Source organism: Spartinivicinus ruber (genome assembly GCF_011009015.1).
In the GTDB taxonomy this organism is placed as follows: Bacteria; Pseudomonadota; Gammaproteobacteria; order Pseudomonadales; family Zooshikellaceae; genus Spartinivicinus; species Spartinivicinus ruber.
Genome location: NZ_CP048878.1, coordinates 768529 through 786870 on the forward strand (window position 1 = coordinate 768529; position 18342 = coordinate 786870).

14 protein-coding genes are annotated in these 18342 nt (G+C 40.0%); 6 read left to right on the top strand and 8 right to left on the bottom strand.

What is annotated here, in order from left to right; all coding sequences use genetic code 11:
• Nucleotides 1-33: 33 nt before the first annotated feature.
• A complete protein-coding gene (ilvD, locus tag G4Y78_RS03510; RefSeq protein ID WP_163831703.1) occupies nt 34-1884 on the bottom strand; it encodes a dihydroxy-acid dehydratase in 1851 nt (616 codons plus the stop codon).
• 607 nt (nt 1885-2491) lie between these two features.
• On the opposite strand from ilvD, the gene G4Y78_RS03515 reads away from it, so the two are divergent.
• The 3 genes from G4Y78_RS03515 (at nt 2492) to G4Y78_RS03525 (ending at nt 4870) form a co-directional block, all read left to right on the top strand.
• Complete coding sequence (locus G4Y78_RS03515) at nt 2492-2656, top strand: hypothetical protein (RefSeq protein WP_163831704.1); 165 nt, start codon at nt 2492-2494, stop codon at nt 2654-2656.
• 229 nt (nt 2657-2885) lie between these two features.
• Nucleotides 2886-3902, top strand: a complete 1017-nt coding sequence (locus G4Y78_RS03520; protein WP_163831706.1) for a response regulator — start codon at nt 2886-2888, stop codon at nt 3900-3902.
• Between the two features lie 8 nt (nt 3903-3910).
• Nucleotides 3911-4870: a sensor domain-containing diguanylate cyclase gene (locus tag G4Y78_RS03525; protein ID WP_163831708.1), complete on the top strand. Its 960-nt coding sequence runs from the start codon at nt 3911-3913 to the stop codon at nt 4868-4870.
• On the opposite strand, the gene G4Y78_RS03530 is transcribed toward G4Y78_RS03525, so the two are convergent.
• Nucleotides 4871-6181, bottom strand: a complete 1311-nt coding sequence (locus tag G4Y78_RS03530; protein ID WP_163831711.1) for an esterase-like activity of phytase family protein — start codon at nt 6179-6181, stop codon at nt 4871-4873. It abuts the gene before it with no gap.
• A gap of 220 nt (nt 6182-6401) precedes the next feature.
• On the opposite strand from G4Y78_RS03530, the gene serB reads away from it, so the two are divergent.
• The gene (serB, locus tag G4Y78_RS03535) at nt 6402-7622 is read left to right on the top strand and encodes a phosphoserine phosphatase SerB (RefSeq protein WP_163831713.1); all 1221 of its coding nucleotides are present in this window, start codon (nt 6402-6404) and stop codon (nt 7620-7622) included.
• Nucleotides 7623-7698: 76 nt separating this feature from the next.
• On the opposite strand, the gene G4Y78_RS03540 is transcribed toward serB, so the two are convergent.
• The 5 genes from G4Y78_RS03540 to epmB form a co-directional block, all read right to left on the bottom strand.
• Nucleotides 7699-8418: a hypothetical protein gene (locus G4Y78_RS03540; protein ID WP_163831715.1), complete on the bottom strand. Its 720-nt coding sequence runs from the start codon at nt 8416-8418 to the stop codon at nt 7699-7701.
• Between the two features lie 213 nt (nt 8419-8631).
• Nucleotides 8632-9411, bottom strand: a complete 780-nt coding sequence (locus G4Y78_RS03545) for a substrate-binding periplasmic protein (protein ID WP_163831718.1) — start codon at nt 9409-9411, stop codon at nt 8632-8634.
• Nucleotides 9412-9616: 205 nt separating this feature from the next.
• The gene (locus tag G4Y78_RS03550) at nt 9617-11704 is read right to left on the bottom strand and encodes an EAL domain-containing response regulator (RefSeq protein WP_163831720.1); all 2088 of its coding nucleotides are present in this window, start codon (nt 11702-11704) and stop codon (nt 9617-9619) included.
• Nucleotides 11705-11980: 276 nt separating this feature from the next.
• On the bottom strand, nt 11981-13741 hold the full coding sequence (locus G4Y78_RS03555) for a hypothetical protein (protein ID WP_163831722.1): 1761 nt from the start codon (nt 13739-13741) through the stop codon (nt 11981-11983).
• A 276-nt stretch (nt 13742-14017) separates the two neighbouring features.
• Nucleotides 14018-15046, bottom strand: a complete 1029-nt coding sequence (gene epmB / locus G4Y78_RS03560) for an EF-P beta-lysylation protein EpmB (protein ID WP_163831723.1) — start codon at nt 15044-15046, stop codon at nt 14018-14020.
• Between the two features lie 31 nt (nt 15047-15077).
• Here epmB and efp point away from each other — a divergent pair, with 31 nt between their 5' ends.
• A complete protein-coding gene (gene efp / locus G4Y78_RS03565; RefSeq protein WP_163831724.1) occupies nt 15078-15650 on the top strand; it encodes an elongation factor P in 573 nt (190 codons plus the stop codon).
• Nucleotides 15651-15729: 79 nt separating this feature from the next.
• A complete protein-coding gene (gene epmA, locus G4Y78_RS03570; protein WP_163831725.1) occupies nt 15730-16719 on the top strand; it encodes an elongation factor P--(R)-beta-lysine ligase in 990 nt (329 codons plus the stop codon).
• A gap of 68 nt (nt 16720-16787) precedes the next feature.
• On the opposite strand, the gene G4Y78_RS03575 is transcribed toward epmA, so the two are convergent.
• A complete protein-coding gene (locus tag G4Y78_RS03575; protein WP_163831726.1) occupies nt 16788-18101 on the bottom strand; it encodes a YopT-type cysteine protease domain-containing protein in 1314 nt (437 codons plus the stop codon).
• Between the last annotated feature and the right edge of the window lie 241 nt (nt 18102-18342).

Below are 18342 nucleotides of genomic sequence, written 5' to 3' on the forward strand. Positions count from 1 at the left end.
AACAAGCGCTTTTTGATGATAAGTAATTAATGTTTAATCCAACTGATCTAAGTTTCTAACCCCGCCTTTATCTGCACTAGTTGCTAATGCCGCATAAGCTTTTAACGCAGTGCTGACGCGACGCTGTCTGGGGTGAGAGGGTTTCCAGGCTAGTTTTCCTTTGGCATCCATGGTGCGGCGGCGGTTTGACAATTCTTTATCATCCACTAATAGTTGGATACTGCGGTTAGGGATATCAATTCTGATTTGATCGCCATTTTCTATCAAACCAATCGCTCCGCCTTCTGCGGCTTCAGGTGAAGCATGACCAATGGATAACCCGGAAGTACCCCCTGAAAAACGTCCATCAGTTAATAGGGCACACTGTTTACCTAAGCCTTTCGACTTTAAATAACTGGTAGGGTAAAGCATTTCTTGCATGCCAGGGCCACCTTTTGGGCCTTCATAACGAATAATAACCACTTCACCTGGTTGTACTTCGTCTTCTAAAATGCCTCTTACGGCGGCATCTTGGCTTTCATAAATGCGGGCGGGGCCTTCAAATACCCAAATGCTTTCGTCAACACCTGCCGTTTTTACAATACAACCATTTTCGGCAATATTGCCATATAACACAGCCAGTCCCCCCTCTGTTGAAAAGGCATGTTCTAAACTACGAATGCAGCCACTTTCCCGGTCATTATCTAAAGAAGCCCAGCGGGTGCTTTGGCTAAAGGCTTGTTGGGTAGGAATGCCTGCAGGACCTGCCTTATATAAAGTATGTACTTGCTCATCCGTGGTTTGGGTGATATCCCACTTTGTGATTGCTTCAGCCATGCTACTGCTATGCACAGTAGGAATGTCGGTATGTAATAACCCTCCACGAGCCAGTTCACCTAAAATTCCAAATACCCCACCTGCACGGTGGACATCTTCCATATGATATTGATGGGTGGCAGGGGCCACTTTACATAAATGTGGCACTTTTCGAGACAAGCGGTCGATATCTTCCAGGGTGAAATTAACTTCTCCTTCCTGAGCCGCAGCTAATAAGTGCAGAATGGTGTTGGTGGAGCCACCCATGGCAATATCCAGCATCATGGCGTTTTCAAATGCTTTAAAGTTGGCTACGTTTCTTGGTAAAACAGCCTCATTATCTTGATCATAATACTGCTTGGTGATTTCGACAATTTGGCGGCCAGCGGTAAGGAATAGTTGTTCTCTATCTGCATGGGTGGCCAATAGACTACCGTTGCCGGGGAGTGATAGCCCCAGTGCCTCTGTTAAACAATTCATTGAGTTGGCAGTAAACATTCCAGAGCAAGAGCCACAGGTTGGGCATGCGCTGCGCTCATAAGCTTCAGCATCCTGATCAGAAATCGTAGGATCTGCTGCAGCAACCATAGCATCAACCAAGTCTAGTTTTAGCTCCTGACCTGCCAGCTTGGTTTTACCTGCTTCCATTGGGCCACCAGAAACAAAAATAGTGGGAATATTTAGGCGTAGCGAGGCCATCAACATTCCGGGAGTGATTTTATCGCAGTTGGAAATACAAACTAAGGCATCAGCACAATGGGCATTGCACATGTACTCCACGGCATCAGCAATTAGCTCACGAGAAGGAAGGCTATACAGCATGCCGTCATGGCCCATGGCAATGCCATCATCCACGGCAATGGTATTAAATTCTTTAGCTACACCACCCGCTTGCTCAATCTCTCTGGCTACCAATTGACCAAGGTCTTTTAAATGAACGTGTCCAGGTACAAACTGGGTGAATGAATTGGCAATTGCAATAATTGGTTTTTTAAAGTCATCATCTTTCATTCCAGTAGCACGCCATAGGGCTCTGGCGCCTGCCATATTTCTCCCATGGGTTGAGGTGCGTGAACGATAAACTGGCATGAGACACTCCTGGATATAATAGTCATATTCTTTGGTTGAATAGTCTACGGAAGTGTTAGCAGCTAATAAAGAGTGTACCTTAACGTTGTGTAAAATATTTGGGTGTATACCTGTTGCGAATCTTTTTTTAGGTTTTGCTTTCTTTGTTACTCACCCCAACCACCTATTTATGTAAGCTCATAAGGGCTGTAAAAACTGCGGTAGCTACTTAAATTGTACTGGAGCTCGTTGATCGATAGCCTCACCTAAAAATCCTTTTTATTGGGTATAGCGCTCCACTTTGTTCAAAGCGGTATTTCCAGATTAGGAATATGTGGTTATATTGAGTACTTTATTATCAGCAAATAATAATTGTTCTCATTTATTGTTTTGGTGAATGAATTGCGGAAAATACGTATTATTTAATATTGACTAAGTTACGCGATATTTATCTTAAACGTTTAAGTCTCCGTAATTTATGGCTATTCTGCTTTTGTCTTTGGTTAAATTAATACAACTGTTTCAAGTGGGTGTTAATTCTTTTGTCTAATTTATTCTTACAAAAATATTTTATTTAATAGAATTTGCTATTAAAATTACCTTTTTATACAGATAATGTCTTACAACTATGGATGAGTTATTAGGCTTTGGTTTTTTGTTAGTTGCTATGTCTCAGTCAATGGCTAGCTTGCAAAGTGATGGAACCGATATGGGATTATTTAATTTAGTGGCGACTTTTATGCTTGCTGTTGGTGGAGGGGTATTGTGGTTTACCAGAGCCCCATCAAAATAAGCTTCTATCATAATATATGAGTTGCGCAGTGCTACTGGCGGCACTGCTTATCTCCCCTTTCTTATACACCATTTGCTTTTGTTCTCTCTTTCAGAGTTCTTTTTTCTGGTTCTGTTGATGCTGAAATAAATTAGCGTTACTGGTTACTCTCATCTTTAATTAATAAACATGAAGTGATTGCTTAATAGAACAATCACAAGTAGTTTCATTTAATTAACTAATAAGAACGATGTCTACACACGTATTGATCTGTGATGATTCCACAGTAGCACGCAAACAAATGGCGCGAGCCCTTCCTGAAGAGTGGGATGTTGAAGTAACCTTTGCTAAACATGGTCAGGAGGGTATGGAGGCGTTAGCTAATGGTAAAGGGGAGGTTTTATTTTTAGACCTGAATATGCCGGTTATGGATGGCTATGAGGTGCTTAGTGAAATAAAAAATAACAACCTTGATGTAGTGACCATTGTAGTGTCTGGTGATATTCAAGAAGATGCTCGAAAGCGGGTTTTGCAGTTAGGGGCTATGGAGTTTATTAAAAAGCCTGTTGCAGCAGAAGATATTGAAGTAATTTTAAAACGCTATGGTTTATATGCTGCAGCAAACGATAGTGCCATTATCCAAACCCATCAAGCGCAAATTCAAGAATTAAATGCCAGCATTGATGAAATGGATTGTTATCAGGAAATCGCCAATGTGGCTATGGGGCAGGCTGCTGCTTTATTAGCAAAATTGTTAAATGTATTTATCTTATTGCCAGTGCCGAAAGTAAATATGTTAGAGGTAACCGAACTACAAATGGCGCTGCAAACCTCTGAAGGTAAAGATACATTTTCCGCTGTTTGTCAGGGCTTTATCGGTTCTGGCATTGCAGGTGAAGCCTTGCTACTTTTTTATGATTCCTCTTTTGAAGATATGGCCAAGCTGCTTCATTATGAAGGTAAATTAACCGAAACGATTGAATTAGAGCTAGTAATGGAAGTTGCCAATATTCTAATTGGCGCTTGTATTAAAGGTATTGCTGAGCAGTTAGATATTGCATTTAGTCAGGGCCATCCAATTGTGTTAGGACAACATGTCGATGTTTCAAGGTTGCTAAGTCAAGGTGCTTGGCGTTGGAAGCAAACGCTGGCCATCGAACTGTGTTATAACATTGAGAACTACGATATTAGTTGCGATTTACTGCTGCTGTTTACTGAAGATTCAATGAAAGCACTTGGAGAAAAAATTTCCTATCTATTAACTTGAGGTTGGTAATGGCTGTAGATACAGGTTTTAAAGAGCTGCATTGGATGATGGGAATGCTTCAGGATATTGAAGTAGGATTAGTCGTGGTTGATAGGGACTATAAAATCCAAATTTGGAACAGCTTTATGGAGAATCATAGTGGTAAAAATGCACTGGAAGTAAGGGGAGAAAATGTATTTGACTTGTTTGGTGAAATCCCTAAAGATTGGTTTTTACGTAAAACAGAATCAGTATTTTTATTAAAAAATAAAACTTTTTCCACATGGGAACAACGTCCGTTTATCTTTCGTTTTAAAAATTTTAGGCCGATTACTGGTACTGAAGAATATATGTACCAAAACCTGACAATCAATCCATTAATGTCAGCAGATGGCACGGTTAATCATATTTGTATTCTAATTTATGATGTGACTGATATCGCTGTTAATAAAAAAGGCATGGAACAGGCCAATACCCAGTTAGAAATAATGAGTCGAACAGACCGACTGACAGGATTATTCAATCGGGGCTTTTGGGAGGAATGCTTGGTTAGAGAATTTAATCGCTATTTACGCACTAAGGAGCCGTCTACTCTAGTAATGTTTGATATTGACCATTTTAAAAAGGTAAATGATACCTATGGGCATCAGGCAGGTGATGAGGTAATAAAAACAGTAGCTGATTTACTGAGAAAAAATCAGCGAGCATCGGATATCAGTGGACGTTATGGCGGGGAGGAGTATGGCGTTATTTTAATAAACACCAAAGCTGAAGATGGGCTGAATTTTGCCGAGAGATTACGTCAAGACATTAGTGAAACACCCGTTACCCACCATAATCAATCCATTCAGTTTACGATTAGCCTGGGGTTAGCTGAAATTAATGGAAAGATAACAAGTATTAAAGAGTGGATTGAAGCAGCAGACCAAGCACTTTATAAGTCTAAAGAAGGTGGGCGAAATCAAAGTACCTTGCACACTGCCTCATAATTACTTCCAAAGAGGCGCATCCACTGAAAAAAAGTGGGTGTGAGAGCCATAAACACCTGAGTCATTATCATTCGTTAACAACAAACGATTTTTGTTAATAAGCGCCATTCCCTCAATTTTCCCAGGGTATTGTGTGTTAGGAGTATTAAGGGTGCTCCACACCAGGTTTTTTGGAGCTGGATTAAGGTTAAAGCTATTTAAATAGTCTAGTTGTTCTAAGCTTGGGGTTTGGGTTACATCATCCCATTGAGTATTTAAAATGTCAGTTGCTTGGTTTAGGTCAATCCGATAAATTTTCGTCGTGATATAAATACGTTCTAATACTAATAAAGTATCATTACTTAAGGCTGTTAAATCACTAGCTTTTACGTCATCTTGTTCAATACTAAAGTCCCCCTGAGTTTTATCTTTACTCATAAAGGTGGCAGGAATATCCAATGGATAGATATATTCGTTGACTACTTGTTGGATTGAACCATTCTTATTTAACCGTGCTTTAAACAGTCTTACCCAGCGAGATTGTTCATAGGTTTTTTTATTTGGGTTGGCTAAGGGGCTTTGCTGGATGAAAAATAGCCATCTATTGTTTGGGCTGATTGCAATACCTGCGATGCCTCGTCCTGATTTATGTTTATGTAGAATGCTCGGTAGTAAACCTACGACGGGTATTTCTTCATCCTCAATAAAATTGGTGGCGCCAGAAGGTACATAGCGGGTTAGAATTCGGCCATTTTTATTAAGGTGGAGTAATGAGGGGCCATACTCGTCGGAGATATAAAAGCTACCATCATGTAGTTTAACAATAGACTCTGGGTCAATTCCTTTGGTGGATATTGGAATAGGACGGCGTTTAATATCGATTAACTTGTGTGGCTTGGAACTTGGTAATGGCAAACCTAAAGCATGGGTGCCATATTGGGTTGTGATGGAAATTTTTTTTGTTAACTTGAATTTATTTTGTGCGCTATTATATTTCCATTGAAAAATAGCCGGTTGAAACTCAGGATTTAGAATAACACGCCCTTTGGAGCAAAAACTCGCTGTACCAAAAAAAGCCCTAGTATATTTGCATTTGATATTTGGACCACGGTCGCTGACAGTATATAAGCTTTGTGTAGTAAAGTCATAATAAGCACCACTGCCATGCTCTTGAAATAGCTGGATAGTTGTTTGGCCATTATTATGTTTAATTGTAACAAGCTTGTCTGGTATTTTAACCTCTTGGTCAATATAGTTTGCTTGAGTTTCTTGGATTGGTTGAGCAGTAGCAACGCTAACAAAGATTGCAAGTCCTAATACTGTTTGTTGCATGATTTACATCCGTATAATTAAGGTAGCGGGCTGATAAAAATAAAGCAGTATATGTATTATTAATAAAATTGGCAATCTTCGGCTGGCACATGAGGTATTGTCTATGCATTATTAGGCTTTGGATAGTGAAGGATGGGTTATAATAGATTAGTAAGCAAATAACAGTTAAAATGGATTTTCTTGAGGATGATGAGTATTTACTTTTGTTGAAGGCTTTGGCATGGCGAATCTATTGATATTAACAGTAGCAGGCGAAAACAAGGTGGATATTTTGCCTAGCTTAACTCAACAGCTGGCTGATGACGCTATTAAAGTGCTGGATCTGGGGCAAATGCAAATTCAAGATCAAGTTGCCCTGACGCTGTTACTACAATTGCCGCCTGCTTTTACGGAAGATGAACTTGTTGAGCGCTTGCAGCCTATTGAAGAAGTATGGCAAGCACATATAAGCTATCGTGAATTGAGTGAACAGGAGTACCAGGCCTGGCTGCAAGACAAAACACCTGAACATTATCAGGTCACTCTCTTAGCACCAGAAATTAACACCAAAGCGCTGTCTGATGTAATAGCAGAAGTTAACCAGCATGGTCTGGCAATAAGTCATATGAAACGGTTATCACAGCGTCAGCCAGTTAAAAGTGATAATACTGATCAAGTGACTTGTTTTGAGCTTAGACTAAGAGGTAAGCCTGATGACTTGGTTAAGTTTCGTCAGCAGTTATTGCATATCAGTAGTGAACAGGGGGTTGACCTTGCAATTCAAGAAGACTCGATTTTTCGTCGCTGTCACCGTTTAATTGCTTTTGATATGGACTCAACCCTCATTCAGACTGAAGTGATTGATGAATTGGCAAAGGCAGCGGGTATAGGAGAGCAAGTTGCTGCAATCACAGAGCAAGCAATGCAAGGGGAGCTGGATTTTAATGAAAGTTTTAGACGACGAATGGCGTTGTTGAAAGGACTTGATGAGGCAGTGCTAAGTGAAATAGCACAGCGATTGCCCATTACTCCTGGTGCTGAAAAATTGATCAGAACCTTGAAGCGATTGGGTTTTAAAACTGCTATTTTATCCGGTGGTTTTACTTACTTTGCTGAATACTTACAACAGCATTTGGGGATAGATTATGTACATGCTAATCAACTGGATATTGTTGATGGTAAAGTTACTGGAGAAGTAAAAGGCACAATAGTGGACGGCCAACGCAAAGCGGAATTATTAAAAATATTGGCTAAACAGGAAGGTGTTGGTCTAGAGCAAGTCATTGCTGTGGGAGATGGTGCCAATGATTTACCTATGTTAGGGATTGCAGGCATGGGAGTGGCCTTTCAGGCGAAGCCTTTAGTTAAAGCCTCAGCTAAACATGCTATTTCTTATTTAGGGTTAGATGCCATTTTGTATTTATTAGGCTTAACTGAGCATGATATACAGCAGTTGAGCTAGTTTAAGTAGAATCTCTATATGTGCCTTTGAACTCGTCTCAAATAAGTATCTCTCAAAGGCGCACAATGGATGATTGCTAAAAACCACCTAAGCAAGGATTATGGCGATCAAATCTAGGATCGTCTTCCGTTGTCGAGTCTGTGTTAGAACAGATACCCATGACTACATACCCTAGTGCCGTAGCCGTATCAGCAATAGCAGCAAACGGAACAGCTGCGTACCACAAAATTTCTTTGTCTATAGAAATACCGTTAATTTTTCTTAGTTTTTTGATTTTAAATAAAATAGTTTTATAGTTATTAATAACTGGGTTGGGGGAACTTAATGCTAGGTAGTTAAGCCGAGGATTTTTTTTCTTAATGAGATAAAGTGTTGTTTTATCGATATTCTTGGAAAGTAGTTTTAGCATTTGAGGTTCTGCTTCTAAAACAGGGAGCTTATTCTCATCACTGACTGTATTTTTACAGCCTTCAGAAAACTTTAGGTTGTCCATTTCATGAATAGTGAATATATCGCTTTTTACACTGTTATTGTTTTCTATATTGGACTCAGCTAAATCAATTGTATAGGTAAACTCTCGTTGAGAATGGTTGTCATTTTCTTTAGCGGCAAAACACAATGATAGTAGCCTGTTATTTTGTAAGCTGGCTTGTTTAACATATGTGATGGTAGGAGAGGAGTAAGCATATTGCCAGCCTACCTTAGCTTGTTTAGCTGTGTCTAATGAATAATTGGTATAGGTACAACCTGCGACAAGTGAGGATACAAATGCTAAGTATGAGATCGTATTTTTCATTGTATTACTACATAAAAGTGTTATTAGTGACAGCAAAGGTCGTTATTGTCGCATAATATGTTTATTAAATAAATTAGAGTCTTTGAAGTGCTTAATTGACTACTTGGATAGCTCATATAAATAATAAAGTAGTTTGAGCTATTGGTATGGAGAAGTGCAGGGGATTTAATAGAAGTAATAATTGATAAAATATAGAAGTATAGCTATATGATTTTAATTAAATTTATATAGCTCTTTATATTTTGTGGTTTTTTTGAAGTTTTCTAGCGATTGGCTGATTAACTCAACATCTTCAATGTTTACTGATTTTTTACTAAACATAAAATGCACTGGCCCTGACTCAACAATATAGGGATGTACAGAAAATTTATCTCTAATGCCATGTTGGATAGCTTTAGCATTAATTGCAATAACATCCTGAATCACCCCATCAGTTCTATTTGTAACAACCATTTTTATGCCTTGATCGGTTGTTCGTGTTCTTGTGACAAGTGATTTAAATTCTTCATTATGTTTGACTAGCTTGTCGAACTCTTCTCCAAACCAAGAGCCAAGAGTGGCTGAAATTTTCATTTTTCTGGTGATGATGTCTTCAAGACTATTTAGCTCCCATTTATCTTCTTCTCCTTTTCTAATCATTATTCGCATTTCTTCATTTCTATAAGGAGGAGAAAAGTAAACAAATTTTTCTCGCTCCTTTGTTTTTGATGCGGTAAGAAGAATATCTATTCTACCAAGTTTAATTTCATTCAATGATCGTTTCCATGCCATGACAACAATTTCATAGTTACACTTTGCAATATCAAAAACAGACTTGATTAATGTAATATCCAGCCCAATTAGCTTACCGTTTTCATTTACCACACCGTAAGGCTCATATGGATCCCAGCCAATGATAAAGTTATTTTTTTTGCATTGTGCATTAACGCATATGCTTGTGGTTGCTATTAAACAGACTAGTAGTTGTTTGATTGTGAAGGATAAGTTGGTCATATGTAACTGATAAAATGTAGGTATTATAAAATAGAGTAATCTAGAATATAAGAAATGTTAAAAACCCCCTTGATTTTTTTGCTATATGAATATTGTTTTATATAGGGAAATTATTTTCTTAATAGCTTATTAGAATAGGATGAAAACTAAAAAAAGCCCAGATAAACTGGGCTTTTGGTAAGGTTTTTACAGTGTGCTGAAATGATTACTCATCATCATCACTCGTAAAATCATAATCCATTTCGGCGGTGGGGCCTTGTAAATAATAACCCTGAATATAATTAACCCCAGCCTGCCACAAGGTTGCTAGCATGGTGGCGTTTTCTACCATGGGCACTATAGTGAGTTTGCCTTGTCCTTGTAATGAGCTGATCATGGTTTTTAAATTTTCTTGGGTTTCTGGGTTACCGATATCACCAGAGAAGCTACCATCGACTTTTACATAATGAACGGTTAAATGTTTTAAGGTGGTAAATGGGTTAATGGCACAACCAAAGTGGGTAAGTGATACTTTGCAGCGAAGCTCGTCAATGGCTTTGGTTAGTTCTTTAGCCTGCTTTAAATAAGTCGTGGCATCTTCTTCAGTTAATTGGAAGATAATTGAGTCGCCCGGCAATCTTGCTGCTTTTAGTGCCACGCTCACCCAGGGTAATAGGGTTTTATCCTGAATAGAGGAAGCGCTTAAGTGGATAAATAGCCTGGTTTTATGACCTTTAGCGCGGTGAGAGGCTAACAGCTTGACTGATTGCAAAATTACCCAGCGATCAATTTTAGTTGCCATTTGTGACTTTTCTGCTGCAGATAAAAAGTCTTTAGGGGGCACTTCTTCGCCATTGGGGTTGATTAACCTTAGCAGTACCTCATAGTGCTCTTCGCTGTCGCCTCGAAGACTAATGACTGGCTGGAACAATAATTTGAAAGAGTTGTCTTGCAATGCTTTTTGAATCATTGCAACGACATTGCCTTCAATGGCTTGTTCTTCTAAGTCGTCTTTTGCTGTATGGAAGTGATAGTTGTTGCCGCCTTTATCTAACACTTTTTCACGTGCTCGTTGGGCACGAGCTAAAATATCTTTCGCTTTAGCGGTAGTTTCGTTGATAATCGTAATACCAATACTACAGGCGGTTTGTGCTGTTTTGCCACCTACTTCAGAAAGGTGTTCTTCAACGCTTTTATTTACTTTGGCAGCTAGCTCTGATAGTTCTGTTTGATTATCTGTAGGGATTAGGGCCAAAAATAAGTCATCACCAGAGCGGGCTAAAATACTGGGAGCGGGGATGTATTCTTTTAATAGTGTGCCTAGGTCGGCTAACACTAAGTCGGCATCAGATATCCCCATTTCAGTTCTAATTTTATCGAAGCTGTCCAGTGTGATATAAAATACGGCACCGTTACCTTTGCCACCAACCGCTTTATCAATAGCTTTATCTAACTGCTCAGAAAAATACTGTTGGTTGAATAGACCTGTTAATAAATCTTGGGTACTAATTTCTTTCAGTTTTTCTTCAAGCTCAGCATTGCCTTGGTCAACTCGGATAACAATTTGAGTACAAGGTTCACCATCGTAAGAGGCGGGTGAGAAGCTCATTTTGGCTTTGAACTTTTCACCATTGTCTTTGATACCATGGCATGCCAGCTCTTCATCGGAGGCATTTTCAGTCGACTGATAGTTTTTTAGAAAGCGTTTAAATGCGTCTAAATCTTCTGAGGCAACCATATCAATAATAGGAACGCCAGCCAGGTCATCTGCATCGGGATAACCGAATAGATCAACATAGGATTGGTTGGCATAGATATGCATGCCTTCATGGACGTAGGCAATCGCGTCCATAGAGCTATTAAGTAATAGCTGGCAGCGTTTTTCCGTTTCTCGTAAATTTACTTCGGCAATACGGCGTTGGCGGCGATCTTGTAAATTTTGTAGTTCCCGATTGGCGACCAGCACTAGACGTTCTTCTTCGTTATACAGCACAACATCCTTAAAACCAGTTTTTAATGCATTGGTATAGGACTCACTGTTGTACTCGTCTGCCATTAAAATAATAGGGATATCTTTATTTAACCGGCTAATAGTTTCATTGGCAGTATCAGCATTTATTTCATCCATAGCATGGCACGCTAGTAACAGATCCCAGGTTTGGGCTTGGGTTGTTTCTTCTAAATCATCAACAGAAGTAACCCGGTGAGCCCGAGTGGCCTGACCAGCATTGCGAAATAGACTAACCATCTGCTCGGCCTCATTTTGAGAGGCTTCGACGATCAATAAGCGAATTGTATTACTGTCGTTCTGCATAATTGCTTTAAGTTAAAGGTATACTTCAAGGCTGGTACTTGGCAATAAAGCGCCAACCTGCCGGGTTATACGTCATTAATGGTTTAACTGACTTCGTCAATCTTATATCTGTGTGAGGTAAAATTTGTTTGTGACAACTTAGTGAAATTAACATAATACTCATCACAGATTAAATGTTAAATGACTTAATGTTATGTTTTTTTATCCAAGCATCACTATAGGATAGGTCACTTGGCAGCGGTTGGCAGATAACAGTCCCCAATTTTATATGGCCACTTATAGCATTTCCCATAAGCTACTAAAATCTTCATCACTACTGTCGTCTTTGCTACTGGTTTGTTTTTGGCCTTCTTTCGGTGTGTCTTGCCCGTGAAATTCAAACATTGAAAAACTCCCAGTACTGGTAATTTGCTGAACGAGCTGACCTTTGTAGATTTCTCCACCTTCGCTGAGTTTGACTTTATGACCAACCTGAAAAGGTACTTTAGGCGTAATCAAGCTAGCTGGTTGAGACAGAGCCTTAATCGGAGGAATAAAAAATGCTCGCATAAACTGGCTGTCATCATCGGTTTTTTTTAGCAAGGCAATTGCACAGGGCTTAGCATTAGGCGTTAGCAATTCGATGCCTAACTGTGCTTGTTGATCAGAATGCAATTTTATCCAGCGGATAACAGCTAAACTCCAGTTATCGCTATTGTTTTCATGCAAACCGACTAGCTCACCTGTTTGTAATTGGTTAGGCAAATTGCCCTGCCAGTTCACACAATAACCACCGGGGCTGCTATTAATTAAGTGAGTAGTAAATACCGGGTAAGGCTTCTTAGCTTGGCTGTCAGCTTGTTGGCTGGCTGTCGTGTTTTGGTTACCTGCTATTCGTTGAGGATTGGCTGCTGCCCCAAAGCTAGAAGACCAGGTATCAGCTGTTTTGTTATCAGGCTGTTGAGGAGCTGGAATATCTGGGCCATGAAGCCACTCTTTAAATTCATGCTCGCCAGTATAGTAGTAGTGTGTGGCACTTAAGCCAACAGTTATGGTTAGCTTACCAGAGCTACTAGCGCGCTTAAATGCCCGGTTTTGTAAAGGCCCCCAGGCTTTTACTAAGTGGTTAATTAAGTCATCAGTGAGCCCTTCTGGCACCGTCAGGGATAGGGTTTCCCGCTGCCCTGCGGGAGTATTAACAAATTCTTTCAATTTATTGCGTAATTCAGCTGGGTTAATTACCCGTTGGTTATCATTGTTTGACTCATTAGCAAGTGCCGTATGTTTGGGGCCAATATCATGGTCAAGGGCAATGATAAACTCACCATGGTGGCTGCTGGCTGGCGCTATTTCAATAATATTTCCCCATAATTCTAAACTATGAAATATTTGGTGCAGGCTTTGCTGACGCACTTGATTTGGTCTGCTGCAACTAAGCATGATGACCCGTTTGTAACAATCTGCAATAGAAATTGCGTGTTGATAAGTATTTTGTGGATCATCCAGTTGATGGTTAAGTATTTTCTTCTGCTCAGCCAGCAAATAGAGTTGGTTCAGCTCTAGCCAAATGCTCTGAGGAATTGGTGCAAACAGTTGCAGCGCCTGTAATAAGTTGTGGCTTATGTCGGAGATAGCACGATGAATGGCATTAGCTAATAAAGACTGTTCTTGTGGTTTGCTGCTGGTATACAAATTAAGTACAACATGTTTGTAACCGGTACCTAAGTGATACAATAAGGTAAGTGCTAAGTTTGCGACTTTACGTTGTTGGGGGCTGAGAACAATAACCTGACCTAAAAAATGTTGGCTGAGTTGGTGACAAACATAGTAGATGGAAGGGCGAATACTCTCCATCATCTCTTGCCGGGTTTCTGGGGCTACTTTCAATTGGTTTAACTCTACCGCTGCATGATAAAGTTGTTTGGACATCATCCCTAGGTTGGCCCTTGGTAGGTCATTAAGCCAAGCCTCTATTTTTCGCACATTAATGGGTGCGAAAGACAGCATGGTGCGTACTTGTTTAGGCACTTTTAGTGCTGGAGAGGTGATTCCATTCATGGACGCAAAGCAGCCGGTATTATATTTGTCGTTGTTATTACTATTTATATAGACCACATTCGCTGGGAGCCCTGAATAAAATTAAGATTAAATTATCGACAATGATTAGCTAATAATCATAATTGGCAGTTAAAGGCTAATAGTTAAAGTGCTCTGTCGTGAGCGTTTACTTAGTGTTGAATTTTTATGACAAACAGCAGGTTGTATCTGCACCCTACAAATAAGTAAATATTTACAAATAGAGTGCGATATTGAATAAAGGTGTGACTGTTGAGATTATAAGGCGGGTAAAATAGGCAGTTTAGTTGGTGCGCCTGCCTGTTCTCTAGCAAGCTTGGGCACTAGATAACCTGGGCATTGTTTAAGCATATTACCCACTAGCTGCTTAGCTGTAAGCTCTGACAACTCAAAGTGGGCTGCACCTGATACCCGATCTAAGAGAAACAGATAGTAGGGAAGCACACCTTGCTGGAATAAGGTTTCACTGAGTTGTATTTGAGTTTCCAGCTGGTCATTAATACCTTTGAGTAAAACCGCTTGATTAAGCAGAGTGACATTATGCTGCTTTAATTTTTGTAAAGCTGCTCTAACATCTTGATCGATTTCGTTTGGGTGATTGCAGTGAATCACCATCACAGGCTGAAGTCGGGTACCTGTAAACCAGCGAATCATTTCATCAGTAATCCGTTGGGGAATCATAATGGGTAATCGGCTGTGGATTCGTAGCCGTTTGACGTGAGGGATATCTGCAATGGACTCAACTAACCACGCCAGCCGTTTATCATTAACGGCAAGTGGATCACCGCCACTGAAGATTACTTCGCTGATACTATTATCGTTAGTGATATACTCCAGCGCAGATTGCCACTGTTGAGTATTCGGACGGTTGTCCTCATACGGGAAATGGCGTCGAAAACAGTAACGGCAGTTAACAGCGCAGCTGGTGCCAACAATAAGCAACAGGCGGCCCTGATATTTGTGGATAATTCCTTTAGCCACATTTTTATCTTGTTCGCCTAATGGATCGGTAGTAAAGCCAGGCTGGGGGGCAAGCTCTTGTGCAGTGGGCAACACCTGTAGTAGTAATGGGTCATCCCAGTTGCCAGGCTCTATTCTATTAATAAAGGGCAAAGGTACTCGTAAGGGGAACTGTTGAGTTGCTTCAATATGTGGCGGCGCTTCAGCTGGGTTTAAGCGTAATAAATTAAATAATTCATCGGCATTAGTGACAACACTGGACAAAATCTGTTGCCAGCGACTACTTGTAAAATGGGTATCTACACTGGCAGCGGTTCGAGTTATCATAGGTGCTTACTAAAACTTGTGGTGAGGAAAAATGGCAAGCTATTCTACCAATGAATTTCGTTCAGGTCTCAAAGTATTACTGGACGGAGAGCCTTGCTCGATATTAGAGAACGAATTTGTTAAGCCTGGCAAAGGCCAAGCTTTTAACCGAGTTAAGTTGCGTAACCTAAACACTGGTCGGGTATGGGAAAGAACCTTCAAATCTGGAGAAAGTCTGGAAGGGGCTGACGTTATTGATGTGGATATGGAGTACCTGTACTCTGATGGCGAATTTTATCACTTCATGATGACTGATGGCTCTTATGAGCAGTACGCTGCTGATACTAAAGCGGTAGGTGATACGGTTAATTGGCTAAAAGAGCAAGACGTGTACACCATTACATTGTACAACGGCAGCCCTATTTCTGTTACGCCCCCGAACTTTGTTATTTTAGAAGTTGCCCAAACTGACCCAGGTTTAAAAGGTGATACAGCTCAGGGTGGAACTAAGCCTGCAACATTGAGCACGGGTGCGGTTGTAAAAGTACCTTTGTTTGTGAATGAAGGTGATGTACTGAAAATCGATACACGTACTGGCGAATACGTTAGCCGTGCCACTAAGTAGCTTCTCATTTTAATACGTAACCCAAGGATGGGTGCTTGCTGCCAAACTTTGTAGCGCCCCATCTCCACAGAGAAATCCCATGACCCAACAATTTTGGCAACCTTCTGCCCCATTAGCCAATATCAAATTAAGAGCAGATATCCTCAAGGGGGTTAGAGATTACTTTGCTAATGAGAAAGTCATAGAGGTGGAAACACCAATATTGTCACAGGCATCGGTCACGGATATTCACTTAGATAGCTTTGTTACGCATTTTAAGCCTATTGGTGAGCCTGATGGAAAAACGCTTTACTTGCATACATCGCCTGAGTTTCATATGAAGCGAGTGCTGGCTGCGTTTCATGAAGATATATATCAAATTTGTCATGTATTTCGAAATGGTGAGGCTGGTGGTAAGCATAACCCAGAGTTTACTATGCTGGAGTGGTATCGAATTGGTTTAGATCACCACCAGTTAATGGATGATATGACCAAACTGTTGTCATCAATTGTTGATTTTACCGAACTAAGAAGAGTGTCTTACCAGCAAGTATTTGAAGAACATTTAGGGATTAATCCCCATCGGACAGCAACACAAAAATTAGAAAAAATTGTCCATGAAAAAATTGATGATCATTTAGTTGGCCTAGAAAGAAACTCGTTATTGGATTTATTATTTACCCACTATATTGAGCCTAGTTTGGGCTGGGCAGCAGAAAATAAGCTGGCAGGTGTCTATGTATATGACTTTCCAGCCTCTATGGCTGCATTAGCGAGAGTAGATACTGATGTTGATAACCAGCAAGTGGCTAGTCGCTTTGAGCTATTTATTAACGGAGTTGAACTGGCTAATGGTTATCATGAATTAGTTGATGGTATTGAACAGGCCAAGCGATTTAAGCACGATCAAAATAAGCGTAAAGAATTAGGTTATCCGCAAAACCCACATGATGAGCATTTATTAACTGCATTAGCTGAAGGACTACCTGATTGTGCAGGTGTGGCGATTGGTGTTGATCGGTTATTAATGCTATTGGCAGGCACCCAAGAAATTGCTGATGTTATTGCGTTTGATTTTGAGCGATCTTGATGTGCTACTTAAAGCGAGTGAAGCTGTTATCCACTCGCTTTTTTATAAGTAAGCGCTTCTATGGCTTGTTATTTTAGGCCAACGACTAACGTGCTATGTTTTAGCTCAGGGTATAGTTGGTTAATAAGCGAGTAAGTAAACTGTTTAAAATGTTGCTCATTGTTAAAATGGAATTCCCCATAGTTTGGATCAAACAGTGTGTATCCTGTTGTTTTATTTTGAGCAGTGGCTGACACTTTAACGGCCAGGCCATGTCCGCCACCTTTACCACTGTGAATACCAAGATAATATAATCCAGGCTTACTAATAGCACTTAAATCAGCTCCCTTGGTGGTATCTGATTTTTGAATATCCATCGATAATTGATAATTTTTAAAATAATCCATTAACGCATAAAAACCATGAGGTACATCAGCAGACCAATGTGCATCGGTGTTTTTATTTCCAGAGTGCCCGCCATAGTAACGAATGGCTAAATTCATTACTTCCTCGTGGCCGTCGGTGTGACCATCAGCCTTGATGCCATCATTAAAGCCGATATCTTCATAGAAATTGATGTTGGCATGTTGAGTAGTCAGCCATTTTGCTGAAAGGGCGGCACAAATACCCACTTTGCCAAACGTTCTGTTACCAAGAAACAGGTTTTGCTGGAAAGGGGTTATCTGTTTTGCATTGCTTTTTTGTGCTGTAACCACACCGGGGTTAACCAAAGTGCCCAGTGAATCAATGGAGTCCATTAGTTTACCAATGTTAATAGGACCATCATCTTTAAATTCTGGGTACCTATGTAGAATATAACTTTCTGCTTGGGGTGAGAAAGCATTAACGATAGCTTCACGAATGTCTGCATTACATCTTGGTCGGTTATTAAATTTAAGTCCTAGCTGTAACTCAAGAAGCTCTTTTGTTATTTCTTCAAGTTGCTTATTAAACTGTTTTTTTTGCACTAAGCTGGTTAGTTCTGTTTGTATTTCATCTCTTCTTTTTTTCTCAAAAGCTTGATAGTTTGGGTCTGATAATTGTTTTTGCTCTTTAATAGCAGTTTTTAGTTGTGGAATTAATTTGCCTCTTTGTTTTACTTCTTTGGGCTGTTTTTTTATCCAAAGCTCAAGCGCTTGTTCAAGTTGTTGCAATTGTTTGGGGTTTTGGCTTGTTTGAGTAAGTTTTATTTCTTTTTTTAGACTTTTAAGTTCGGGGCTTTGTTTGTGGAGGTTTAGTCTAAAAACAGATTTGCGAAAGGTATTATTACCCGCATCAAGCAGCGATATAGAACAGCCCAATGGAGATAGCGTTCGATTGCCGTCAGTAGCTTTCAAAACTGATGGTGGTTGATTGTTGATCAGGTGTGTGGATAGGCCACCTACGCTTGTCGTATACGTCATAGTTCCCGTTCTAGTTATCTTTGGTGTTTGCAAATAGTAACCCGACGTACTTAATTAAACTTGTGCAATTAATTAGTTTTTTTTAGAAAAGTTAACTGTAGTTGGTATGTGAGTCTTGTTTTGATGTTTTGTTGTACTATCAAGCTAGGTGAGTGCTTATAGAAGCTAACTGATGAGTAGGGTATTTTTTGAGGGAAGGATTGGGTGAAAAAGCGTCAGTTAGTTGAAGCTTATATTGCAA